Here is a 22,118-nt window from a genome sequence, read left to right as displayed (position 1 = left end):
ATGAACCCCGCCACGAACCCCGTCCAGATCGACCCGTCCCGGGAACCGATCGTCGTCGTGGACGACCTGCACATCGTCTACCGCGTGTACGGCGCCGGAGGGAAGGGCAACGCCGCCGCCGCCTTCTCGCGGGTCCTGCGCCGCCGGCACCGGCCCACGATGACCGAGGTCCACGCGATCAAGGGCCTGTCGTTCGTCGCCTACCGGGGCGAGGCCGTCGGCATCATCGGCACGAACGGCTCCGGCAAGTCGACGCTGCTGAAGGCCATCGCCGGGCTGCTGCCCCCGCACCAGGGCGGCGTCTACACCGACGGCCAGCCGTCCCTGCTGGGCGTGAACGCCGCGCTGATGAAGGACCTCACCGGCGAGCGCAACATCGTCCTCGGCTGCCTCGCGATGGGCATGTCCCAGGCGGAGACCAAGGCCCGCTACCAGGACATCGTGAACTTCGCCGGTCTCAAGGAGGGGTTCATCCAGTACCCGATGCGGACGTACTCGTCCGGCATGGGGGCCCGGCTCCGGTTCGCGATCGCCGCGGCCAAGACCCACGACGTCCTGCTGATCGACGAGGCGCTCGCCACCGGCGACGCCAAGTTCAAGCGCAAGAGCAAGCGCCGGATCGAGGAGCTGCGCAAGGAGGCCGGCGCGGTGTTCCTCGTCGCCCACCAGCTGGACACGGTCAAGGAGATGTGCGACCGCGTCATCTGGATCGACGAGGGCCGCATGCACATGGACGGCGACCCCGAAGAGGTCATCGCCGCCTACATCGAGGCCAGCGGCAAGTAACACGAGCGCACCGCCGGGACTGACGGGCCCGGCGGTACCGGAGTGACGTGGAGTTACCGGATCGTCTCTGGATGAGACGGCCTCGCCGATCTACCTTCGAGGGGAGACCTTCACCGGCGAGGGAGAGCTCCCATGGCCGACCGGCCCGGTACCCCTGACACCCCCCGACCCGACTCCGCCGAAACCAGCAGACGCGGCTTCCTGTCCTCCACGGCGCTCGCGGCGGGCGCGTACGGTCTCCTGGCGGGGTGCGCCAGCGAGTCCAGCGGCCCGCAGGCCAAGAGCGTCGGGAACGCCCCGAAGGAGGTGTTCACCTCCCCCGCCAAGAAGCTGGGCGGCTCGCTCAGCATCCTGATGTGGAGCCACTTCGTGCCCCGGCACGACAAGTGGTTCGACAAGTTCCTCTCCGACTGGGGCGAGAAGGTCGGGGTGGACGTCCGGGTCGACCACATCAACACCGTGGACGTCCCCCGCCGGGCCGCGTCGGAGATCCAGGCCGGACGCGGCCACGACCTCATCCAGCACATCGCGCCGTTCTCGCAGTACGAGCCGTCCGTCCTGGACATGACGGACGTGGTGCAGGAGGCGACCCGGCGCTGGGGGCAGCAACTGGAGCTGTGCCGTAAGTCGAGCTACAACCCCAACACCAGGCGGTTCTACGCCTACTGTCCCGGCTGGTCGCCCGACCCCGGCGACTACCGCAGGTCCATGTGGCAGAAGGTGGGGATGCCGAACGGCCCCACGAGCTGGGACGACCTGCTGCGCGGCGCGGCGGAGATCAAGAAGCAGACCGGGGTGCCGTGCGGGATCGGGCTGTCCCCGGAGACGGACTCGAACATGGCGGCGCGGGCGCTGCTGTGGTCGTTCGGCGGCTCCGTCCAGGACCCGCACGAGAGGGTCGTGGTCAACTCGGACGCGACCGTGGCGGCCGTCGAGTACATGGCGCGGCTGTTCAAGGAGGCGGAGACCAGCGAGGTCTTCTCCTGGACGCCCGCGTCCAACAACCAGGCGCTCATCGCCGGCAAGTCGTCCTACATCGTCAACTCGATCTCGGCGTGGCGCACCGCGATGGGCACCAACCGGGCGATCGGCGACGACATCTTCTTCGTGCCCGCGCTGCGCGGCCCGAAGGCGGCGCTGGCGGCGCAGCACGTGATCCAGCAGTGGATCGTGCCCAAGTACGCGGCGAACCCGGACGCGGCGAAGGAGTTCCTGCTGCACTACACGGCGAACTTCCCGTCGGTGTCCTACCACTCGGAGCTGTACGACCTGCCGGGGTGGCCGTCGGTCGTCCCGCAGCTGAACGGCTGGCTGGACAACGACCCGTGGGGCGCGAAACCGGCGAACAAGCTGGCCCTGCTGAAGACGGCGACGTCGTGGAGCGCGAACATCGGCTATCCGGGCCCGTCCAACCCGGCGATCGGCGAGATCTTCAACACCAACGTGCTGCCGACGATGTTCGGCCGCGCCGCCCGCGGCCAGGCGTCCCCGGCGCAGGCCGTCGCGGAGGCGGAGGATCGCATCAACGCGATCTTCAAGAACTGGCGCGCCCGCGGCCTGGTAGGGGGCTGAGCCCCGTGCAGACCGTGGAGGTGAAGGGCCTGGTCAAGAACTTCGACGGGCATGTGCGGGCGCGGCGGGGGCGGGCGGAGCACGTGCGGGCGCTGGACGGGGTGGATCTGGCGGCCGGGCCGGGCGAGTACCTGGTGCTGCTGGGACCGTCGGGGTGCGGGAAGACGACCTTGCTGCGCACGATCGCGGGTCTGGAACAGCCCACGGAGGGCGAGGTGCTGATCGGCGGGAACGTCGTGAACGGCCTTCCGCCCCGGGTCCGGCAGATCGCGATGGTGTTCCAGTCGTATGCGCTTTATCCGCACAAGACGGTAATGGACAACATCGTCTTTCCGCTGCGCGCGGAGGGGATGGAGCGGGGCGAGCGCGAGAAGAAGGCGCGATGGGCCGCGGCGCTGCTGGAGATAGAGCCGCTGCTGCGCCGCAAGCCGCGGCAACTGTCGGGCGGGGAGCGGCAGCGGGTGGCGCTGGCGCGCGCGCTGGTCCGGGACCCGGCGGTCTTCCTGCTGGACGAGCCGCTGTCCAATCTCGACGCGAAGATGCGCGCGACGGCGCGGGACGAACTGAAACGCTTCCAGGAGCGCGTCGGCACCACGACCATCTACGTCACGCACGACCAGGCGGAGGCGATGGGCCTCGGCGACCGGATCGCGGTGCTGGAGCACGGCCGCGTCCGGCAGGTCGGGACGCCGCAGGAGGTGTACGACGACCCGTCCGACACGTTCGTGGCGACGTTCATCGGGTCGCCGCCGATGAACCTGGTCAGGCGCGACGGCGTGCTGGTGGGGTTCCGCCCCGAGCATCTGCTTCCCGAAGAGAACGTCGCGTCCGCGGCGCGGGTGACGATGCCGCTGCGGGTGGAGCGGATGGAGTACCTGTCCGGCGACCGGCACGTGTACGGGACGGTGACGGGGATCGGCGAGGAGACCCGCGTCATCGCCCGGCTGCCCGCGACCGTGAGCACGCCGCTGGAGGCCGGGGAGACCCGTGCGTTCGCGGTGCCGTCCGGCCGGCTCCGGTTCTTCGACGCCGAGGCGGGCACCCGCACGGCCGCCGTCCCGATCGGGGGCCCGGCATGACGCACGCGCCGACGGACCGAAGGCCCGCCGCCGTGCAGCCGCCGAGGGCGCGGGCGAAGGCGGGGCTCGCCGACCGGGAGGGGTTCCTCGCCTGGGTGATGCTGCTGCCGTCGGTCGTCTACATCGTCGCGCTGGTCGGCGTCCCGTTCCTGCTGGCGATCGCGTTCGCGTTCTCGGACGTGACGACCGGCGACCCGTCCTTCGACTTCGCCGGGTTCCGGAACTTCGACGAGATCCTCACCGACGGCGTGTTCTGGCGGGCGCTGCGCAACACGCTGGTGTTCACGCTGGTGAGCATGGTGCTGATCGTCCTGTTCGGGAAGGTGCTCGCGAACATCCTGGTCGCCGACTTCCACGGCAAGTGGTTCGTCCGGTTCCTGGTGCTGCTGCCGTGGACGACGCCGGTGGCGCTGTCGACGATCTCGTGGCTGTGGTTCCTGGACTCGATCTACTCGCCGGTCGACTGGGTGCTGCGCCACCTCGGGCTGATCGACGCGAACGTGGTGTGGCTGGGCCGTCCGGGCACGGCGATGGCGTCGGTGGTCGCCGTGCAGACGTGGCGGCTGACGCCGCTGGCCGCGGTGATCGTGATGGCCGGGCTGGTCGCCATCCCCCGCGACATCGACGAGGCGGCGCGGATCGACGGCGCCGGGTTCTGGCGGCGGATGTTCGAGGTGACGATCCCGCTGACGCTCCCGGTGATCGCCGTCGCCGGGCTGTTCGGCGCGATCATGACGTTCACCGACATGACCGTCCCGTACGTGCTGACGCGGGGCGGCCCGACGCACTCGACGGACGTGCTGGCGTCGTGGGCGTACTTCCGCGGGATCGAGGGCGGCGACGTCGGGCAGGGCGCGGCGATCGCGCTGTTCCTGTTCCCGCTGCTGCTCGCGGGCGCGATCGCGATCCTGCGCGCGGTCCGGCGGCTGGAGGCGGGGTGAGCGGGCGCGGAAGGGCGCCCGCCCGCCGCCGAGCGGAGGTGAGGCGAGTGGACACGACCACCGAGGCGCTTCGGCGCAGGTACGCACGGCGGCATGTGGCGGCGCGGGCCGGGGTGTACGCGGCGGCGATCATCGCGGCGCTGGTGTGCGCGCTGCCGTTCCTGTGGAGCGTGATCAGCGCGTTCAAGCAGAACCAGGATCTCTACAACCCGGAGAGCAACCCGTTCTTCTTCAACAAGCCGGCGACGCCCGACCATGTGACGTTCCTGTTCACCGACACGCCGTTCCTGACGTTCGTGGTCAACACGCTGATCGTGGGCGCGGCGGTGGTCGCGATCACGCTGGCGCTGGCGCTGCCGGCCGCGTACTCGCTCGCGCGCCTGGACCGCCCGTGGGGGACGCCGATGGGCATCGCGATCTTCATGGTGTACCTGGTGCCGCCGTCGCTGCTGTTCCTGTCGCTGACCCGCGTCGTGGTGGCGCTGCATCTGGAGGACACGCTCTGGTCGATGATCGTCGTGTATCCGACGATCACGGTCCCGGTGTCGGTGTGGCTGCTGATCGGGTTCCTCAAGGCCGTCCCCAAGGACGTCGAGGAGCAGGCCATGGTGGACGGCCACAGCCGGCTCGGCGCGTTCCTGCGGACCGTCCTGCCGCTGGTGTTCCCCGGGATCGTCGCGGTCGTCGTGTTCAGCTTCACGCTCACCTCCAGCGAGTTCGTGTACGCGCTGGCGTTCGTGTCGGCGAGCCCGGAGATGGTGGTCAGCACCGGCGTGCCGACGCAGCTCGTCCGCGGGGACGTGTTCTTCTGGCAGTCGCTCCAGGCGTCCACCGTCATCACCGCGGTGCCGATCGCGTTCCTGTTCAACCTGTTCCTGGACCGTTTCGTGGCGGGCTTCACGATGGGCGCGGTCAAGACCTGAGCGCCCTGATAGAGATGGAGGGGAGAACCGGATTGTGATGTAGGAGGTCACCATGGCCGGCAAGCCGCCGCTTCCGCACGAGTACCTGCCCGAGGTCCCGTCGTTCACCGTCACCAGCGAGGACATCGCCGACGGCGAGCGGCTCGCGGACAAGCACGTGTTCAACGACTGGGGGTTCGGCGGCGGCAACGAGTCCCCGCGGCTGAGCTGGTCGGGGTTCCCCGCCGAGACCAGGAGCTTCGCGGTGACGTGCTTCGATCCGGACGCGCCGACCGGCAGCGGTTTCTGGCACTGGAGCCTGTTCGACATCCCCGCGACCGTGACGGAACTGCCCGCGGGCGCCGGCGCCGAGGACTCCAAGATCGGCGTGCACGCCCGCAACGACTACGGGGTGAAGGCGTTCGGCGGCGCCGCCCCGCCGCCCGGCGACCCGCACCGCTACGTGTTCACCGTCCACGCGCTGGACGTGGAGTCGCTCGGTGTCGGCTCCGACGCCTCTCCCGCCGTCGTGGGCTTCAACATCACCGCCCACACCCTGGCCCGCGCCACGATCGTCCCGGTTTACGGCTCCTGACGTGCGGTGCGGCCGTCCCGGTCCCCGGGGCGGCCGCGGTGCCTCAGCCGCCCGGGCCGGCTTCGATCCGGTACATGTTTCGTTCTTCCCCGAAACAGTATCCGGGGTGCGGGCCGGTGCCGCAGAGTCGCGGTCATGACCGTGCGATACCGCGACGTGTTCGGCGTGCCGGAGTTCCGGACGCTGTTCACCCTCCAGACGCTCCAGGTGGCCGGCGACTCCGTCCGCACGCTGGCGCTGTCCGTCCAGACGTTCGAGCGGACGGGCTCCACCGTCGCGGCGGCGCTCGTCTTCGCCGCCGGGATGCTCCCGTACGTGGTGGGCGGCGCGCTGCTGCTCTCACTCGCGGACCGCATCCCGGCCAGGCCGCTCCTCACCGGCTACCACCTGCTGCGTTTCGGGATCACGGCCGTCCTCGCCTTGGGCGGGCTCCCGGTTCCGGCGGTCATGGCGCTGCTCGTCGCGGTGGGGCTGTTCGCGCCGGTCGGCTCCGCGACCGTCCAGGCCCGGCTTCCCGTCCTGCTCCCCGGGAACGGCTACGTGCTCGGCCGCTCGCTGTTCACGATGACCAGCGCCGGGGCCCAGATCACGGGGCAGGCGGCGGGCGGCCTGCTGCTGGCGGTGCTCAGCCCGGCCGGCGCCCTCTGGCTCGCGGCGATCAGTGCCGCACTGGCCGTGGTCCTCGCCCATCTGCGTCTCCCGGACGTCCCGGCGGCGCCGCGGGCGTCGTCCGGCCTGGCGCGCGAGACGTGGCGCGTCAACAGCCTGCTGCTCGGCCGCCGGACCACGCGGGGTCTGCTGCTGGCGGCCTGGCTGCCGATCTCGCTGTCGGTCGGTTCGGAGGGCATGGCCGTCCCCTACGCGGCCGACCTCGGTGCCCCGGACGCGGCGGGGCTGCTGCTGTCCGCCGCCGCGGCCGGAATGTTCGCGGGGAACTTCGTGGTGGGCCGCTGGATCCGCCCCGGCCTGCGGGAGCGGCTCACGCTGCCGCTGGCGGCGCTGACCGGGGCGCCGCTCCTGCTGTTCGCCGCCGGGCCGCCGCTGCCGCTGGCGTGCGCGCTGATGGCGGCCGGGACGTTCGGCCTGGGCTACGAACTGGCCGTGCAGCAGCGGCTCGTGGACGCGGTGCCCGAGACGATCCGCGGGCAGGCGCTCGGGCTGTCGAACGCCGGCCTCATGACGGGCCAGGCGGCGGGCATCGGCGCGGCCGGGGCGGTGGGCGAATTCATGGCGCCGGGCGACGTCGTGGCGCTGTGCGGTGCCGCCGCGGTCGCCGCCTCCCTCGCCCTGGCGCGCCATCTGCGGTGATTCCGTCTTCGGCCACCGGAACGCGGGCACTGGGGAGGGGCGGAGTACCCGCCCGGGTGGCGTGTTCATCCGGGGGACGGACGAACACGCCACGGCGGGCGGGCTACTTCTCCCAGGGGAAGCGGTCGGCGAAGGCGGGCTTGAGGTCGTCCAGCCAGACCGCGTTGGGGTCGTACTTGGCGAAGAAGGGCTTGCCGACCAGTTCGGCGTCGCGGCACTGGATGAAGTGCAGCGCGAAGACCTTCTCGCCGAACAGGTCGATGACGCCGTCCACGCAGACCTTGCCGGGGGTCGCCGACATGGACGGGCCCCGGACGGTACGTGCCAGGCCGGACACGTTCTTGTACGCGTCCCGGTAGATCTCGTACGCGCGGGCGAGCGGGACGGCGAAGTAATCCTGCGGCCCAGTGTCGCGCTCGACGAACATGTAGTAGGGGACGAGACCCATCCGCGTCTGCGTGCGCCACATGGTCTCCCACGTCACGGCGTCGTCGTTGATCGTCCGGATCAGGGGGGCCTGGGTACGGATGATCGCCCCGCTGTCGCGGATGCGGCGGCACGCCTCGGCCACCATCAGCGGTTCGAGCTCGCGCGGGTGGGAGTAGTGGGCCATGAACGCGAGGTTCTTGCCCGACTCCACGACCTGCTCGAACAGCCGCAGCATGTCGTCGGCGTCCGGGTCGGTGACGAACTTCTGCGGCCAGTAGGCGAGCGACTTCGTGCCGATCCGGATGGATTCGAGCTGTTCGAGGTCCAGCAGGGGCTCGATGTAGCGGCGCAGCACCGGCTCGCCCATGATCATGGCGTCGCCGCCGGTGAACAGGACGCTGGTCACTTCGGGGTGGGAGACGAGGTAATCGCGCAGCTGGGTGACGTCGCCGCCGGCCATTTTCAGGTCGGTCTCGCCGACGAACTGGGCCCAGCGGAAGCAGTAGGTGCAGTACGCGTGGCAGGTCTGTCCCTGCTTGGGGAAGTACAGCACGGTCTCGTCGTACTTGTGCTGCATCCCGGGGATCTTGCCGTCGCCGAAGCTCGGGATGTTGAGCTCCATCTGGCCGGCGGGATGGGGGTTGAGTTTCATCCGCACCCGGTGGGCGGCGGCCTCGATCTCGGCCTTCGGCGCGTCGCGGCGCAGCAGGTCCGACAGGTGGGCGACGTCCTCGGCGGGGAGCATGTCCTCCTGCGGGAAGACGAGCCGGTAGATCGGATCGTCGGGCGCGGCCGACCAGTCGATGAGCTCCTCGATGACGTAGGCGTTCGTCCGGAACGGCAGGACCGTCGCCACCGCCCGGGTCGCGAGCCGCTGCGTGGGCGACAGCCCCGCACGAGCGGTGAGCTCGTCCAGGTGCTTCGCCGTGAAGGCGCGGAACTTGCGACCGGTGGATCGCACCGCGGGAGCCGCGTCGTTCACCAGTGTCACGTGTTGGTACTCCTTGCTGTCAGCGGGGGAAGCGCACCCCGGGCTCATCGTCACAGAATGTGATCAGAACTGCCTGAGAAACCCCCATTCAACCGTTTGGGCGGGTTCATGCCGAATTGATACCCCCTCCCCGGTCCGGGCAAATGCTGGTCAAGGGACGATCCCGGCAAATCGCCTGGACATCATCCTTGACCGCCTGGCTCTTGTACAACGACTACGCGACGTCATCTTCTCCCTCAGCGGCGGATGACGTTTCGTCCGTGGACGCTGCCAGCGGATTCGCCGGAACCTGCACCCCAGGTCACCGGTAGTGCCGATCTTCGTAAATACTGGGTCAGGGCGGGCAGGACCTAGCGGCGGGACCGGGCGTGTGCAAGACGGGGCGCGGGCGCGGTCAAGTGGCGTGAGGGGGGCCGGTGGACACTGATGGACGGGACGGGCCTGGCGTCGTCCCCATACGCGTGGTCGTCCTCGCGACGGTGGCCGGGATCACCTACGCGACGTTCGTGCTGGAGAACGTCCTCAGCCCCAAACTCGACGTCATCAACGGCTACGTCAGCGAACTGTCGGCCGCCGACCAGCCGTTCCACCACGTCTACAGCGCGGGCGACTTCGTCACCGGCGTGCTGTCGCTCCTGGTCGCGCTCGGAACGCTCCGCAAGCTCACCCGCAAACCCCTCGCCACGGCCGGGTGGGCGTTCCTCGGCCTCTTCGGCGTGTGCGCGATCGGCGACGCGTCCTTCCCGCTGGACTGCGCGCCGAGCCTGGAGACCTGGTGCGCGCTACGGGAACGCTCCGAGCACGTGTCGTTCTCGCACGAGTTCCACTCGTTCACCAGCAGCGCCGTGATCGTCTGCGGTGTGGCGGCGCTGCTGCTGCTGTCGCTCGCCGCCCGCCGGTACGGCTGGTGGCCCGCCCTCGCCCGCTGGGGCTGGCTGCTGGCGCTCGCCGAATCGGTGTCCGCGCTGGGGACGCTGGTCGCGATGTATCTGGGACAGTGGCTCGGGGTCGTCCAGCGCGTCCAGATCAGCATCCTGTGCCTGGGGCTGCTGACCATCGCCTGGGCGCTGTACGCCGACCGGCGGGACGCGGCGCGCGGCACGCGGGCCGCGTCGGAGGCGAAGGAGGAGGCCTACCTGTGAGCGAGATCGTGAACGTCGGGCGCGAGCAGGTGCACGTCGTCGCGTCGGGGCCGGCGGACGGGCCGCCGCTGCTGCTGGCCTCCGGGCTGGGCGGCGCCTGGTTCGACTGGACGCCGACGGCCCGGCTGCTGCGCGGCGAGTACCGGGTCACGGTGTTCGACCGTCCCGGCCTCGGGCTCAGCCCGGCCGCCGTCGCGCCGCCGTCGCTGCGCCGCGACACCGCGATCCTGGAGGCGCTGGCGGAGCGGGCGGGGCGGCCGGTGATCGTCCTCGCGCACTCGATGGCGGCGTTCCCCGCCGAAGCGCTGGCCCGGCTGCGTCCCGGGCTCGTCCGGGGGCTGGTGCTCATCGACCCGAGCCACGAGCGCGACCCGCGGGTGCCGGTGCGGCTCGCCGCCGCGCTGACCCCCCTGGCCACGGCGACGGGCGCGTTCCTCGGCGCCACCCGGCTGGCGAAGGTGGCCGGGCCGTTCGGACGGCGGATGATCCTCAAGCACACGAGCCGCCGCGACGAGGCCGTCCCGGACGACGTCGTGCGGTCGGTGTACGGGCGCGGGACGGTGATCGGCACGGTCATCGCCGAGGACCTGGCCTACCGGGAGATGGCCGCCGACCTGGCGAGCCTGCGCGGACGGCGGCCGTTCCCACCCGTCCCGCTCGTCGTCGTGACCGCGCTCGGGGACATCGAGGACCCGGCCGGAAAGCGCGAATGGGCCGGCGGACACGAGCGGCTCGCCCGGATGAGCCCGCGCGGCAGCCGGATCGAACTGCCGGACGCACCGCACATGGTCGCGCTCGACCGTCCCGACGTGATCGCCGACGCGGTCGCCGAGATCTCCGAGGCGAAGGCGACATGATCGTGCGGGCTCGCGTGGTCGCCCTGGCCGCTCTGCTCGCCCTGACCATGTCGGGCTGCAAGGTCATGCAGAGGATCTCGGAAGGGGCGTACCGCAACGCCGTCACCGACGGGGCCATAGACGAGCTGAAGATGCGCGGCATCGAGCTGGAGGCACGTCCCGTGTGCAAGTCACCGGCGGCCAACACCGACTCCCTGGTGCGCATGAACTGCACGGCCCGCACCAAGGCCGGTGAGCCGGTCAGGGTGGAGGGTGTCGCCTACGACGCCGACACGGGCCGTCCGCGGGAGACCTACGTCATCACCGTCGGCGGACGTGAGGTGCTGCGCCAGGGCTGCCTCGGCCTGGGCTGCGAGCAGGAGAACGGTTAGGACCCACGGCAACGAATCGCCCTGTGGACCGGAAAAACCTGCCACCCGGCGCTTACGTCCCCGTACTGTCGGTGACGTAAGCCCTTGTGAAGATCAGTCGCGTGGAGATCAGCCGCAAGCAGGCCCTGATCCTGGGATCCGCCGCGCTGCTCGTGCTCGTGGCGGTCGGCGGAGCCCTGTATCTGGTGCTGTCCGGCGGCAAGGAGCTGAAGTACAAGACCCAGGCCGCGCTGCGCGAGGCGCTGCCGGTGACCGCCGCCGCGGAACTGCACCAGCGCGGCGTGCGGCTGACGGCGCCGCTGAAGTGCGCGGACCAGCCCGGCTGGTCGAAGGAGGACATACGCGTCTCCTGCACCGGGACGACCTCCGACAAGAAGCCGGTCAAGGTCTTCGGCAGCGGCGAGAAGAAGACGAATCACGCCTACTACACGATCCTCGTGGACGGGCGGCCGGTCGTGCAGAACGCGTCCTGCCTGGGTGCCGACTGCCGTTCCAAGGAGGCGAACGGGCGCGGGTGAGGCGCGCCACTCCGGCCGGGCGTCGTCAAGAAGGGTGCGGGAACGTCTTACGATGCGATGAGCTGCGTTGTTGCGGCGCACCGCATTCCCCTTCACCCTCCTGGAGCGGCCATGACCGGCACTGGCGAGCCGTCGCGTCCCGCGACGCCTCGCCGTACGGCGCCCCGCCGTACGACGTCCCGCCGCGCACCGATACGCCCGCTGCCGGTGGCGGTCGACACGATGGGCGGCGACCATGCTCCGGACGAGATCATCGCCGGTGCGGTGGAGGCGGTCCGCGAGCACGGTGTCCGGCTCGTGCTGGTCGGGCAGGCCATGCGGATCCGGCGGGAGCTGGACCGGTACGGCTACGTCGGCAAGATCCCGATCGTGCACGCCGACGAGGCGCTCGACATGGGCGAGGGCGCGCTCGCGAGCTGGCGCAAGCCCCGCTCGTCCATCGCGATCGCCTGCCACCTGATCAAGCAGGGGCGGGCGTCGGCGCTGGTGTCGGCGGGCAGCACCGCCGGGGTGGTGGCGACGTCGCGGCTGCGGCTGAAGGGCCAGCAGGGCGTGATGCGGCCGGCGATCGCGGTGACGCTGCCGACGCGTCCGCGCCCGACGATCCTGCTGGACGCGGGCGCCACCGCGGACGTCAAGCCGGAGACGCTCGTCCAGTTCGCCGCGCTCGGCACGGCGTACGCGCAGATCCTGCTGGGCCCGGAGCGCCCGACCGTGGGGCTGCTCAACATCGGCGCCGAGCCGGGCAAGGGCAACAAGCTCGCCAAGCGGGCCCACGAACTGCTCTCCGGCGGCAACCACGGCATCGAGTTCGCGGGCAATGTGGAGGGCCACGACCTGCTGAGCGGGCGCGTCGACGTCATCGTCGCCGACGGCTTCACCGGCAACGTCGCCCTCAAGACGATGGAGGGGACGGTCGGCGCCGCGTTCGGCGAGATCCGCGACGCGATGATGGCGAGCCCGGCGGCGCGGATGGGCGCGCTGCTCCAGCGCCGCCGCCTGCAGGAGCTCCGCGACCGGCTCGACCCCGACACCTACGGCGGCGGCGTCCTGCTCGGCCTGAACGGGACGGTCGTCATCGCGCACGGCGCGTCCCGCGCGCGCGCCATCACGTCGGCCTGTGAGCTCGCGCACCGGCTGGCGGCGGGACGGATCGTGGAGCGCATCCGGGAGCAGGTCGCCGCGACCCGCACGTCCCGGTTCGGGCGCTGGACGCACCCCGAACGCGACACCGGCGACAGACCCGACGACAGACCCGCGGAGAAACCGATGGAAAGGCCGATGGAGAGGCCGGTGGAAGGCCCGCCGCCGCCCCGGCTGCCCGCCGCCGACACCGTCCCGGACCGCAAAGAGCCGCCCGCCGCGCCGTAGGCCGCGCGAAAACCATGTCCGGATGGGGGCGCGGCGCCGATAACCTTGGGACATGCCCGATCCGCAACTCGTACTCGCCGCTCGGGTCCAGGCCGCGCTGAGCGCCGCCTTCGGACCGTCGTACGCGGACGCCGACCCGGTCATCCGGCCGTCGCAGTTCGCCGACCTTCAGGCCAACGTGGCGCTGCCGCTGGCCAAGAAGCTGGGCCGCAAGCCGCGAGACGTGGCGGAGGAGATCGTCGCGAACCTCGACACCGCCGGTGTCGTGTCGGACGTCCAGGTCAGCGGGCCGGGCTTCATCAACCTGACGCTCAGCGACGCGTGGATCGCCGCCGAGGCGCAGCGGGCCCTGGAGGACGAGCGGCTCGCCGTCCCCGCAGCCGACAAGCCGCAGAAGGTCGTCGTCGAGTACTCCTCGCCGAACGTGGCGAAGGAGATGCACGTCGGCCACCTGCGGACCACGATCGTCGGTGACGCGATCGCACGGATCCTCGCGTTCCTCGGTCACGAGGTCGTCCGGGACAACCATGTCGGCGACTGGGGCACCCCGTTCGGCATGCTGATCGAGCACCTGCTCGACCTCGGCGAGGACGCCGCCGCGCGGGACGACTCGTCCGTCAGCGACCTGACCGCGTTCTACCAGGCCGCTCGGGAGAAGTTCGACGGCGACGAGCGGTTCGCCGACCGGTCCCGCAAGCGGGTCGTCGCGCTGCAGGCGGGCGACGCCGAGACGCTGCGGCTGTGGAACGTCCTGGTGGAGGTGTCCAAGCGGTACTTCAACGCCGTCTACACCCGGCTCGGCGTCACGCTCACCGACGACGACATCAAGGGTGAGAGCTTCTACAACGATCTGCTCGCCCCGACCGTCCAGGAGCTGGAGGACAAGGGCATCGCGGTGATCAGCGACGGGGCGCTGTGCGCGTTCCCGCCCGGGTTCACCGGCCGCGAGGGCGAACCCCTCCCGGTGATCATCCGCAAGAGCGACGGCGGCTACAACTACTCCACCACCGACCTCGCGACGATCCGGTACCGGGTCGACACCGAGCATGTGGACCGGATGATCTACGTGGTGGGCGCCCCGCAGTCGCTGCACTTCCAGATGGTGTTCGCCGTCGCGCGGATGGCGGGCTGGCTGAACGAGGAGGTGCGGGCCGAGCACGCGCAGATCGGCAACGTCCTCGGCACCGACGGCAAGATCCTGCGGACCCGGGCGGGCGGCACCGTCAAGCTCTCCGAACTGCTGGACGAGGCCGCCGAGCGGGCCGGCGCGGAGTTCGACAAGATCCAGCACGACGAGCCGTTCGACGACGCGACCCGTGCCGCGATCGTCCAGGCCGTCGGCATGGGTGCGGTGAAGTACGCCGACCTGTCGGTGGCCCGCGACAGCGAGTACGTCTTCGACTTCGACCGGATGATCTCGTTCAACGGCAAGACGGGCCCGTACCTGCAGTACGCGGCGGCGCGGATCCGGTCGATCTTCCGCAGGGGCGGCCTCTCCCCCGAGGACGCGACCGGCCCGATCACCCTGGGCCACCCGGCCGAACGGGCGCTGGCCCTGGAGCTGCTCGGCTTCGGCGCCGCCCTGAAGCAGGCCGGTGACACCGCCGAACCGCACCGGCTGGCGTCCTACGTCTACGCGGTCGCGGACGACTACACGACGTTCTACGAGAACTGCCCGGTCCTGAAGGCCCCGGACGAGACGACGAAGGCGTCCCGCCTGGCCCTGTGCGCCGCGACCCTGCGCACCCTGGAAACCGGCCTGCACCTCCTGGGCGTCCCCACCCCCGAACGCATGTGAGAGGTCAGCCCCGGGTGGTGGCCGCGGTCCCGCTTCTTTCGCGGGTCATCTGTTCGCGGACGGCGGGGACGACCTCCAGGGCGAAGACCGGGAACTGCTCGGGGTCGCCGGCGTAAAGGAACGAGTCGACGCCGTGGCCGATGGCCAGTTCGGTCAGCTCGTCGATCCACTGGCGGGGCGGGCCGTGCAGGAAGCCGCGCGAGTCCCGTCCGCCCAGGGCGCCTTCGAGGATGTAGACGTGGCGCAGTTCGGCGGGGCTGCGGCCCGCGCCGGCCGCGGCGTCGTCGAGACGGCGCCGGCCGGTCGCGAGCCGTTTCGGCGGGACCAGGGACGACGGCGCGATCCAGCCGTCGGCGACGCGGCCGGCGAGGTCGATGCCGTGCGGCCCGGTGACGCCGAGCCAGATGCCGATCTGGTGCGCGGGCACCGGGCCGGCCTGCGCGGCGACGAACCGGTAGTGCTCGCCCCGGTACCGCAGCCCGGCCTGGTCGCTCCAGTGCAGCCGGATGATCTGCACGGCCTCCGCAAGGGCGCGGCGGGCCGCCGTGCCGTCGAGCCGCGTGCCGCCGTACGCCTCGATGCCGTCCGGGGCGGCGCCCGCGCCGAGGCCGAGTTCGACACGGCCGCCGCTGAACCGGTCCATCGTCGCGATCGCCTTGGCGAGCGCGGCGGGCGGACGCAGCGGCAGGCACGCCACCGCCGGCAGGACCCGAATGCGGGACGTCACCGCCAGCACGGTCGCCAGCAGCGTCAGCGCATCCGCGGTGTCGCGCCGGAACGGCTGGTCGCGAACGCCGAGAAGGTCGAGCCCGAACCGGTCCGCGTCCTGCGCGGCGCGGACCAGCGGCACGGACGCGTCCGGGGCGAGGCAGACACCGAACCGCAGCGGCCGGCGCGCCCGGTGCGGCGGCGTCACCGCGGGTGGGCCTTCGACCCCGTCCATCGGCGGTCAGCGCTCGCGGCCGGTGCCGGTGAGGCCGTTCAGGAATCCGCCCTCGGTCCGCGTCGAATGCGGGAACGAGCGGGACGTCCCGGCCTCGGCCGGCGACGTCGGCGCGGCGGCCGAGGCCGCCCTCCCGGCCCTGCCGGACTTGGCGCTCGCGCTCGTTCGGGACGACGCGGACGTACGGGCGGCGCTCGTCCGCGCCTTGGGCGCGGCCGGCTTCTTCGCCGTGCTCGACGGCCTTGCCTTGACCGTCTTGCCCGTCCGGGATGAGGCCGCCGGCTTCGACCGGCCCGACACCGGCTTCGACCGGCCCGACGCCGGCTTACGGGACGACGCCGGCTTACGGGACGACGAGGTGCCCCGCTTCGACGGCGCCCTCTTCTTCGACGGCGTGCTCTTCTTCGCCGCGCCGCCCGGCTTGGCCGCCGTGGTGATGGCCTTGGCCGCCGCGTCCATCACATGGATGGCGCTGGTCATCGCCTTGACGGCGTCGGACAACGCCTTGGTCGCGACCGACTTCAACTGCGTCGCGGCGGTCTTGGCCTGGCTCGCGGCTCTCGTGACGTGGGTCGCGGCGGCCGACGGCGCCCGGCCGGCCGCCGCCGGCGTGCGCTTGACCACCGGCTTCTTGGTCGTGGTGGACTTGGTCGCTGATGTGCTCTTCGCACGACCGGCCGTCCTGCGGCTCGACGTCGTACGCGATGCGGTCCTGGTAGGCACTGATCTCCCCCCCGTGTTGATCAGTTACGGGGAGGTCTATTCCACGCTTTGTGACTCTCTACACACGCTGCGTCATATCGACCTAGATCCCCACGGGGTGCCAGACGGTCTTGGTCTCCAGGAAGGCGGTCATCCGCGTGGTTCCGGGCTCGTCCGTCCACTCCGTGTCCTGCGGGCGCAGGACGCGTTTCAGGTTCTCGGCGGCCTTCTCTTCGAGGTCCCGCACCTGGTCGTCCGGGACACCGGCGAGGTCGATGGCGTTGACGTCCATGTGGGTCGCGAGCCAGGGCGCGATCTCGGCGCGCCGCCCGGTGAGGACGTTGACGACCCCGCCCGGCAGATCGGACGTGGCCAGCACCTCGGCGAGCGTGATGGACGGCAGCGGCGCCGGCTCGGAGGCGACCACCACGACGGTGTTGCCGGACACGATCGCGGGCGCCACCACCGAGACCAGCCCGAGCAGCGGCGAGTCGGGCGCGACGACCGCGACGACGCCGGTCGGTTCCGGCGTGGAGAAGTTGAAGAACGGGCCGGACACCGGATTGGCGGCCCCGGCGACGGCGCTCAGCTTGTCGGCCCAGCCCGCGTACCAGACCCACCGGTCGACGGCCGCGTCCACCTCGGCGCCGGCCGCGTTCTTCGACGCGCCCGCCTGCCGCAGTTCGTCCACGAACTGGTCGCGGCGTCCCTCCAGCATCTCGGCGACGCGGTAGAGGATCTGGCCGCGGTTGTAGGCGGTGCGCCCGGACCAGCCGGGGAACGCCTTGCGTGCGGCGACGACGGCGTCGCGGGCGTCCTTGCGGGACGCCTGCGAGGCGTTGGCGGCGAAGCGGCCCTTGGCGTCGGTGACCACGTACGACCTGCCGGATTCGGATCGGGGGAACGCACCGCCGATGAACAGCTTGTAGGTCTTGCGGACGGCGAGACGGTCAGGCATTGAGGTAGGCCTCCAGTCCGTGGCGTCCGCCCTCGCGGCCGAACCCCGATTCCTTGTAGCCGCCGAACGGGGAGGCCGGGTCGAACTTGTTGAACGTGTTGGCCCACACCACCCCGGCGCGCAGCCGCTGCGCCGTCCAGAGGATCCGCGAGCCCTTCTCGGTCCAGATTCCGGCCGACAGCCCGTAGGGGGTGTTGTTGGCCTTGGTGACCGCCTCGTCCGGGGTGCGGAACGTCAGCACCGACAGGACCGGCCCGAAGATCTCCTCGCGTGCGATCCGGTGCGACTGGGCCACCCCGGTGAAGATCGTCGGCGCGAACCAGAAGCCCTGGGACGGCAGTTCGCAGGGCGGCGACCAGCGGTCCGCGCCCTCCTGCTCCCCGGCCTGCGACAGCTCCTCGATCCTGGCGAGCTGCGCGGCGGAGTTGATCGCGCCGATGTCGGTGTTCTTGTCGAGCGGGTCGCCGACCCGCAGCGTCGCCATCCGCGCCTTCAGCCGCTCCAGCACCTCGCCGGCGACCGACTCCTGCACGAGTAGCCGGGAGCCGGCGCAGCACACGTGGCCCTGGTTGAAGAAGATCCCGTTGACGATGCCCTCGACGGCCTGGTCGAGCGCCGCGTCCTCGTAGACGATGTTGGCGGCCTTCCCGCCGAGCTCCAGGGTGAGCTTCCTGCCCGTCCCGGCGAGGGTGCGGGCGATCTGCCGTCCGACCTCGGTGGACCCGGTGAAGGCGACCTTGTCGATCCCCTCGTGCGCGACGAGGGCCCGGCCCGTCTCACCGGCGCCGGTGACGATGTTGACGACGCCGGGCGGCAGTTCGGCCTGCCGGCAGATGTCGGCGAACAGCAGCGCGGTCAGCGGCGTGGTCTCCGCCGGCTTCAGCACGACGGTGTTGCCGCAGGCCAGCGCGGGCGCGATCTTCCAGGCCAGCATCAGCAGCGGGAAGTTCCACGGGATCACCTGGCCGGCCACCCCGACCGGCTTCGGGTCGGGCCCGAACCCGGCGTGGCCGAGCTTGTCGGCCCATCCGGCGTAGTAGAAGAACCAGGCGGCGACGAGCGGCACGTCCACGTCCCGCGACTCGCGGATCGGCTTGCCGTTGTCGATCGATTCCAGCACCGCCAGTTCCCGCGACCGCTCCTGGACCAGCCGGGCGATCCGGTACAGGTACTTGGCGCGCTCGCGGCCGGGCATCGGGCCCCACACCTTGTCGAACGCGGTGCGGGCGGCCCGCACGGCGCGGTCGACGTCCGACTCGTCCGCGCGGGCGATGTCGGCGAGAACGCTCTCGTCGGCCGGGTTGACGGACTTGAACGGCTCGCCGTGCCCCTCGGTGAACTCGCCGTTGACGAACAGCCCGTAGGAGGCGCGGATGTCGACGACCGCCCGCGACTCGGGCGCCGGCGCGTACTCGAAAACCATGATCAGTCCAGGGTGAAGTAGTCGGGTCCCGAGTACACGCCGGTGGCGAGCTTGCGGCGCTGCATCAGCAGATCGTTCAGCACGCTGGAGGCGCCCAGCCGGAACCACTCCGGGGTCAGCCAGTCCGGGCCGGCGGTCTCGTTCACCAGCACCAGGTACTTGATCGCGTCCTTGGTCGTCCGGATCCCGCCGGCGGGCTTGACCCCGACCTGGCGTCCCGTGGCCGCCCGGTAGTCGCGGACGGCCTCCAGCATCACCAGCGTGACCGGCAGGGTCGCCGCCGGCGACACCTTCCCCGTGGACGTCTTGATGAAGTCGGCGCCGGCCCGCATCGCCAGCCAGGACGCCCGCCGGACGTTGTCGTAGGTGGCGAGCTCGCCCGTCTCCAGGATCACCTTCAGGTGCGCGTCCCCGCAGGCGTCCTTGACCGCGACGATCTCGTCGAACACCTTCGCGTAGTCGCCGGCCAGGAACGCGCCCCGGTCGATCACCATGTCGATCTCGGCGGCGCCCGCCGCGACCGCCGCCCGGGTGTCGGCGAGCTTGGCCTCCATCGGCGCCCGCCCGGACGGGAACGCCGTCGCCACGCTCGCGACCCCGATGCCCGTCCCGTCGAGGGACCGGACGGCGACGTCCACCATGTCGGGGTACACGCACACCGCCGCGACCTTCGGCACGGACGCGTCCGCCGGATCGGGGTGGGCGGCCTTGGCGCACAGCGCCCGCACCTTTCCCGGGGTGTCCGCGCCCTCCAGGGTGGTCAGGTCCACCATCGAGATCGCCAGGTCGATCGCCGCGGCCTTCGCCGTCGTCTTGATCGACCGGGTGGCCAGCCGCGCGGCCCGCTCCTCGGCCCCCACCCGGTCCACGCCCGGCAGGCCGTGCAGGAAGGCGCGCAGTTCGGCGGCGCTGTTCAGAGTCTCCGTTGACACTCCCCAAGCATCCCCGAACCACGCCCCCGGCACAAAACCGGACAACCAACGAAGCAGCGCCGTCGTCCCCGCTTCGGGCCGCTGCCGAGCGGGCCGGCCGGTCTGGAAGCCGCTGAGCTGGGTCTTTCCCGGATGCATTGACAGGAAGTAGAGCCACACATCTAAAGTACTAGCATCCTAGATAAATGGAGGTGGCGGTGATCGAATTCCATCTGGACCCCGGATCGGGGGTGTCGCCGTACATGCAGCTCGTGCGGCAGGTGCGGCATGCGCTGCGGCTCGATCTGCTGCGGGTCGGGGATCAGCTGCCCACCGTCAAGGACGTGGTGGCGCAGCTCGCGATCAACCCGAACACCGTGCTCAAGGCGTACCGGGAACTGGAGCACGAGGGCCTCGTCGCGCCGCGGCCCGGGGTCGGAACGTTCGTGACGCGGACGCTGGCCGGGGAGTCGCTCGCGGCGCACGGGCCGCTGCGGCAGGAGCTGCGGCGCTGGCTCGCCAAGGCACGGCTCGCCGGGCTCGACGACGAGAGCATCGAGGCGCTGTTCATGACGACCTTTCGGGCCGCGAGTCAGGAGGACATAGCGTGAGCGCCGTCCTGCAGGCCGAAGGGCTGGGCAAGAAGTACGGGAAGCGGTGGGCGCTGTCCGGCTGCACCCTTGACATTCCGGAGGGGCGGATCGTCGGGCTCGTCGGGCCGAACGGGGCAGGGAAGACGACGCTGCTCAACCTGGCCGTGGGGCAGATCGAGCCGTCGGCCGGGAGCATCCGGGTGCTGGGCGGGTCTCCGGCGAGCGGACCGGAACAGCTGGCCAAGGTCGGGTACGTCGCGCAGGACACGCCGACGTACGCCGGGCTGAGCATCGCCGAGCATCTGAAGCTGGGTGCGCGGCTCAACCCGGGGTGGGACGGCGCTCTCGCCCGGGAGCGTATCGAGCGGCTCGGACTCGATCCCGCGCATCGGGCCGGGAAGCTGTCCGGCGGGCAGCGCGCTCAGCTCGCCCTGACCCTGGGCATCGCCAAGCGGCCCGAACTGCTGATCCTGGACGAGCCCGTGGCGGCCCTCGATCCGCTGGCCCGGCGGGAGTTCCTGCAGGGGCTCATGGAGGCCGCCGTCGAGAATTCGCTGAGCGTCGTCCTGTCGTCCCACCTGGTGTCCGACCTGGAGCGGATGTGCGACTACCTGATCGTGCTGGTGAAGTCGCGCGTCCAGGTGGCCGGAGACGTCGATGAGCTCCTGGCCGCGCACCATCGGCTGACCGGGCCGCGCAGGGACGCGGCGACGCTGCCGGCGGATCAGCACGTCGTGTCCGAGAGCCACACCGACCGGCAGAGCACCTTCATCGTCCGGACGGACGGCCCCATCCACGACCCCGCCTGGACGGTCGGGCGGATCGGGCTGGAAGACCTCGTCCTGGCCTACATGACCCCCGCCCCGACCCGTCCGACGCTGGAGGCGATCCGATGATCTGGCTGACACTCCGCCAGTTCCGTGTCCAGGCCGCGGTGGTGTTCGGCGGGCTCGCCGCCCTCGGCGCCGTCCTGGCGATCACCGGGCCGGGCATCTCGGACGGTTACCACAGCGGGCTGGCAGCCTGCGGCACCCGGGAGAACTGCTCGCAGTTCACCGCGCGGTTCTTCAACGACCACCGGAGCTACTTCGGCGCGCTGGCCGTCATCGTGATGTCCGTACCGGGGATCATCGGCGTCTTCTGGGGCGCGCCGCTCATCACCCGCGAGCTTGAGAGCGGCACGCACCGGCTCGTTTGGAACCAGAGCATCACGCGGACCCGCTGGCTCGCCGTCAAGCTCGGCGTCATCGGCCTGGCCGCCATGGCCGCCGCCGGACTCGCCGTCCTCGCGGCGACCTGGTGGTCCGGCCCCCTGGACGAGGCCGCCCACGACCGGTTCCCGCGGATCACGCCGCTGATGTTCGACGCGCGCGGCATCACCCCGATCGGCTATGCGGCGTTCGCCTTCGCGCTCGGCGTCACCGTCGGTGTACTCGTCCGGCGTACGCTGCCGGCCATGGCGATCACCCTGGTCGTCTTCGTCGCCGTCCAGATCGCGATGCCGACGTGGATCCGCCCGCACCTCATCCCGCCCGAGACCGGGACCGTCCCGATCACGTCCGAGAACCATGGCGACATCCTGCTGAACGGCGACGCCTTCTCCGTACAGGTCAGGGGGGTACCTGGGGCTTGGACGCTCTCCGCCGAAACGGTCGACGCGTCCGGCCGCACGGTCGGCGATATGCCCACCTCCCTGGCGGCGGGGCCCTGCGCCCCACCGCCCCCGTCGGCGGACGGCGGACCCCCCATGGGCCCGGCCCAAGCCTGCTTCGACGCGATCGCCGAGCTCGGCTATCGAGGGAAGGTGGTCTACCAGCCCGGCGATCACTTCTGGCCATTGCAGTGGGCGGAGACCGGGCTGTTCACCGCCCTCTCGCTGGGCCTCGCGGGCTTCTGCTTCTTCTGGACGCGCCGCCGCCTCTCCTAGC

General features: G+C 71.2%; 22 protein-coding genes. 16 read left to right on the top strand and 6 right to left on the bottom strand.

The window, feature by feature from the left end; translation table 11 throughout:
- From ACQP1N_RS06200 to ACQP1N_RS06170, 7 genes are all read left to right on the top strand, one after another.
- Positions 1–786 carry an ABC transporter ATP-binding protein gene (locus tag ACQP1N_RS06200; RefSeq protein ID WP_067800743.1) on the top strand — a complete coding sequence of 262 codons (786 nt, stop codon included), beginning with the start codon at positions 1–3 and terminating at the stop codon, positions 784–786.
- A 132-nt stretch (positions 787–918) separates the two neighbouring features.
- Entirely contained in the window at positions 919–2,358 is a 1,440-nt protein-coding gene (locus ACQP1N_RS06195) for an ABC transporter substrate-binding protein (protein ID WP_084263097.1), read from the top strand.
- Between the two features lie 5 nt (positions 2,359–2,363).
- Positions 2,364–3,437 carry an ABC transporter ATP-binding protein gene (locus tag ACQP1N_RS06190; RefSeq protein WP_084263096.1) on the top strand — a complete coding sequence of 358 codons (1,074 nt, stop codon included), beginning with the start codon at positions 2,364–2,366 and terminating at the stop codon, positions 3,435–3,437.
- Positions 3,434–4,378, top strand: a complete 945-nt coding sequence (locus ACQP1N_RS06185; RefSeq protein ID WP_067800672.1) for a carbohydrate ABC transporter permease — start codon at positions 3,434–3,436, stop codon at positions 4,376–4,378. The genes ACQP1N_RS06190 and ACQP1N_RS06185 overlap by 4 nt, the downstream gene beginning before the upstream one ends.
- 47 nt (positions 4,379–4,425) lie before the next feature.
- On the top strand, positions 4,426–5,301 hold the full coding sequence (locus ACQP1N_RS06180; RefSeq protein ID WP_067800669.1) for a carbohydrate ABC transporter permease: 876 nt from the start codon (positions 4,426–4,428) through the stop codon (positions 5,299–5,301).
- A 52-nt stretch (positions 5,302–5,353) separates the two neighbouring features.
- Positions 5,354–5,875 (top strand): YbhB/YbcL family Raf kinase inhibitor-like protein, encoded by a 522-nt coding sequence (locus ACQP1N_RS06175; RefSeq protein WP_067800666.1) that lies wholly within the window; start codon positions 5,354–5,356, stop codon positions 5,873–5,875.
- A gap of 135 nt (positions 5,876–6,010) precedes the next feature.
- Positions 6,011–7,183 (top strand): MFS transporter, encoded by a 1,173-nt coding sequence (locus ACQP1N_RS06170; protein WP_433229540.1) that lies wholly within the window; start codon positions 6,011–6,013, stop codon positions 7,181–7,183.
- Positions 7,184–7,286: 103 nt separating this feature from the next.
- Here the strand turns inward: ACQP1N_RS06170 and ACQP1N_RS06165 are convergent, their stop codons facing one another.
- Positions 7,287–8,603: a KamA family radical SAM protein gene (locus ACQP1N_RS06165; protein ID WP_084263095.1), complete on the bottom strand. Its 1,317-nt coding sequence runs from the start codon at positions 8,601–8,603 to the stop codon at positions 7,287–7,289.
- 416 nt (positions 8,604–9,019) lie between these two features.
- On the opposite strand from ACQP1N_RS06165, the gene ACQP1N_RS06160 reads away from it, so the two are divergent.
- The 6 genes from ACQP1N_RS06160 to argS all read left to right on the top strand — a co-directional run bounded on the left by ACQP1N_RS06160 (position 9,020) and on the right by argS (position 14,660).
- Positions 9,020–9,745 (top strand): DUF998 domain-containing protein, encoded by a 726-nt coding sequence (locus tag ACQP1N_RS06160; protein WP_067800661.1) that lies wholly within the window; start codon positions 9,020–9,022, stop codon positions 9,743–9,745.
- Positions 9,742–10,602, top strand: coding sequence for an alpha/beta fold hydrolase (locus ACQP1N_RS06155; RefSeq protein WP_242608763.1), 861 nt, complete (start codon positions 9,742–9,744; stop codon positions 10,600–10,602). The genes ACQP1N_RS06160 and ACQP1N_RS06155 overlap by 4 nt, the downstream gene beginning before the upstream one ends.
- Positions 10,599–10,973 (top strand): hypothetical protein, encoded by a 375-nt coding sequence (locus tag ACQP1N_RS06150; protein WP_067800658.1) that lies wholly within the window; start codon positions 10,599–10,601, stop codon positions 10,971–10,973. Before ACQP1N_RS06155 ends, ACQP1N_RS06150 begins: the two co-directional genes overlap by 4 nt.
- A gap of 101 nt (positions 10,974–11,074) precedes the next feature.
- Positions 11,075–11,491: a hypothetical protein gene (locus ACQP1N_RS06145; protein WP_067800729.1), complete on the top strand. Its 417-nt coding sequence runs from the start codon at positions 11,075–11,077 to the stop codon at positions 11,489–11,491.
- Positions 11,492–11,713: 222 nt separating this feature from the next.
- The gene (gene plsX / locus ACQP1N_RS06140) at positions 11,714–12,862 is read left to right on the top strand and encodes a phosphate acyltransferase PlsX (protein WP_433232593.1); all 1,149 of its coding nucleotides are present in this window, start codon (positions 11,714–11,716) and stop codon (positions 12,860–12,862) included.
- Positions 12,863–12,914: 52 nt separating this feature from the next.
- Positions 12,915–14,660, top strand: coding sequence for an arginine--tRNA ligase (gene argS, locus ACQP1N_RS06135; RefSeq protein WP_067800655.1), 1,746 nt, complete (start codon positions 12,915–12,917; stop codon positions 14,658–14,660).
- Positions 14,661–14,664: 4 nt separating this feature from the next.
- Here the strand turns inward: argS and ACQP1N_RS06130 are convergent, their stop codons facing one another.
- From ACQP1N_RS06130 to deoC, 5 genes are all read right to left on the bottom strand, one after another.
- Positions 14,665–15,603, bottom strand: coding sequence for an LLM class flavin-dependent oxidoreductase (locus ACQP1N_RS06130; protein WP_433229537.1), 939 nt, complete (start codon positions 15,601–15,603; stop codon positions 14,665–14,667).
- A gap of 6 nt (positions 15,604–15,609) precedes the next feature.
- Positions 15,610–16,326: a hypothetical protein gene (locus tag ACQP1N_RS06125; RefSeq protein ID WP_131732562.1), complete on the bottom strand. Its 717-nt coding sequence runs from the start codon at positions 16,324–16,326 to the stop codon at positions 15,610–15,612.
- A gap of 82 nt (positions 16,327–16,408) precedes the next feature.
- Positions 16,409–17,263 carry an aldehyde dehydrogenase family protein gene (locus ACQP1N_RS06120; protein WP_067801883.1) on the bottom strand — a complete coding sequence of 285 codons (855 nt, stop codon included), beginning with the start codon at positions 17,261–17,263 and terminating at the stop codon, positions 16,409–16,411.
- On the bottom strand, positions 17,256–18,686 hold the full coding sequence (locus ACQP1N_RS06115) for an aldehyde dehydrogenase family protein (RefSeq protein ID WP_433229536.1): 1,431 nt from the start codon (positions 18,684–18,686) through the stop codon (positions 17,256–17,258). The genes ACQP1N_RS06120 and ACQP1N_RS06115 overlap by 8 nt, the downstream gene beginning before the upstream one ends.
- 2 nt (positions 18,687–18,688) lie before the next feature.
- On the bottom strand, positions 18,689–19,618 hold the full coding sequence (gene deoC / locus ACQP1N_RS06110) for a deoxyribose-phosphate aldolase (protein WP_067801887.1): 930 nt from the start codon (positions 19,616–19,618) through the stop codon (positions 18,689–18,691).
- A 185-nt stretch (positions 19,619–19,803) separates the two neighbouring features.
- Here deoC and ACQP1N_RS06105 point away from each other — a divergent pair, with 185 nt between their 5' ends.
- Genes ACQP1N_RS06105 through ACQP1N_RS06095 form a run of 3 tightly spaced genes read left to right on the top strand, consistent with a single transcriptional unit; the run spans position 19,804 to position 22,117 of the window.
- Positions 19,804–20,208: a GntR family transcriptional regulator gene (locus ACQP1N_RS06105; protein ID WP_174548876.1), complete on the top strand. Its 405-nt coding sequence runs from the start codon at positions 19,804–19,806 to the stop codon at positions 20,206–20,208.
- The gene (locus tag ACQP1N_RS06100; RefSeq protein WP_067801894.1) at positions 20,205–21,086 is read left to right on the top strand and encodes an ABC transporter ATP-binding protein; all 882 of its coding nucleotides are present in this window, start codon (positions 20,205–20,207) and stop codon (positions 21,084–21,086) included. Before ACQP1N_RS06105 ends, ACQP1N_RS06100 begins: the two co-directional genes overlap by 4 nt.
- Positions 21,083–22,117: an ABC transporter permease subunit gene (locus ACQP1N_RS06095; protein ID WP_067801896.1), complete on the top strand. Its 1,035-nt coding sequence runs from the start codon at positions 21,083–21,085 to the stop codon at positions 22,115–22,117. The genes ACQP1N_RS06100 and ACQP1N_RS06095 overlap by 4 nt, the downstream gene beginning before the upstream one ends.
- Position 22,118 lies beyond the last annotated feature (1 nt).

The sequence above is a fragment of the Actinomadura formosensis genome, from assembly GCF_050948385.1.
Lineage (GTDB): Bacteria > Actinomycetota > Actinomycetes > Streptosporangiales > Streptosporangiaceae > Spirillospora > Spirillospora formosensis.
The sequence above is the reverse complement of the archived record's forward strand: the minus strand, read 5'-3'. Positions and strand labels throughout refer to the sequence as shown.

Excerpts from the sequence above, each read along its gene's own strand:
- ACQP1N_RS06185 (WP_067800672.1), top strand. The coding sequence starts at position 3,434 with ATGACGCACGCGCCGACGGACCGAAGGCCCGCCGCCGTGCAGCCGCCG.
- ACQP1N_RS06175 (WP_067800666.1), top strand. The coding sequence starts at position 5,354 with ATGGCCGGCAAGCCGCCGCTTCCGCACGAGTACCTGCCCGAGGTCCCG.
- ACQP1N_RS06130 (WP_433229537.1), bottom strand. The coding sequence starts at position 15,603 with ATGGACGGGGTCGAAGGCCCACCCGCGGTGACGCCGCCGCACCGGGCG.
- ACQP1N_RS06195 (WP_084263097.1), top strand. The coding sequence starts at position 919 with ATGGCCGACCGGCCCGGTACCCCTGACACCCCCCGACCCGACTCCGCC.
- ACQP1N_RS06170 (WP_433229540.1), top strand. The coding sequence starts at position 6,011 with ATGACCGTGCGATACCGCGACGTGTTCGGCGTGCCGGAGTTCCGGACG.
- ACQP1N_RS06095 (WP_067801896.1), top strand. The coding sequence starts at position 21,083 with ATGATCTGGCTGACACTCCGCCAGTTCCGTGTCCAGGCCGCGGTGGTG.
- argS (WP_067800655.1), top strand. The coding sequence starts at position 12,915 with ATGCCCGATCCGCAACTCGTACTCGCCGCTCGGGTCCAGGCCGCGCTG.
- ACQP1N_RS06105 (WP_174548876.1), top strand. The coding sequence starts at position 19,804 with ATGGAGGTGGCGGTGATCGAATTCCATCTGGACCCCGGATCGGGGGTG.
- ACQP1N_RS06115 (WP_433229536.1), bottom strand. The coding sequence starts at position 18,686 with ATGGTTTTCGAGTACGCGCCGGCGCCCGAGTCGCGGGCGGTCGTCGAC.
- plsX (WP_433232593.1), top strand. The coding sequence starts at position 11,714 with ATGGGCGGCGACCATGCTCCGGACGAGATCATCGCCGGTGCGGTGGAG.
- ACQP1N_RS06200 (WP_067800743.1), top strand. The coding sequence starts at position 1 with ATGAACCCCGCCACGAACCCCGTCCAGATCGACCCGTCCCGGGAACCG.
- ACQP1N_RS06150 (WP_067800658.1), top strand. The coding sequence starts at position 10,599 with ATGATCGTGCGGGCTCGCGTGGTCGCCCTGGCCGCTCTGCTCGCCCTG.
- ACQP1N_RS06120 (WP_067801883.1), bottom strand. The coding sequence starts at position 17,263 with ATGCCTGACCGTCTCGCCGTCCGCAAGACCTACAAGCTGTTCATCGGC.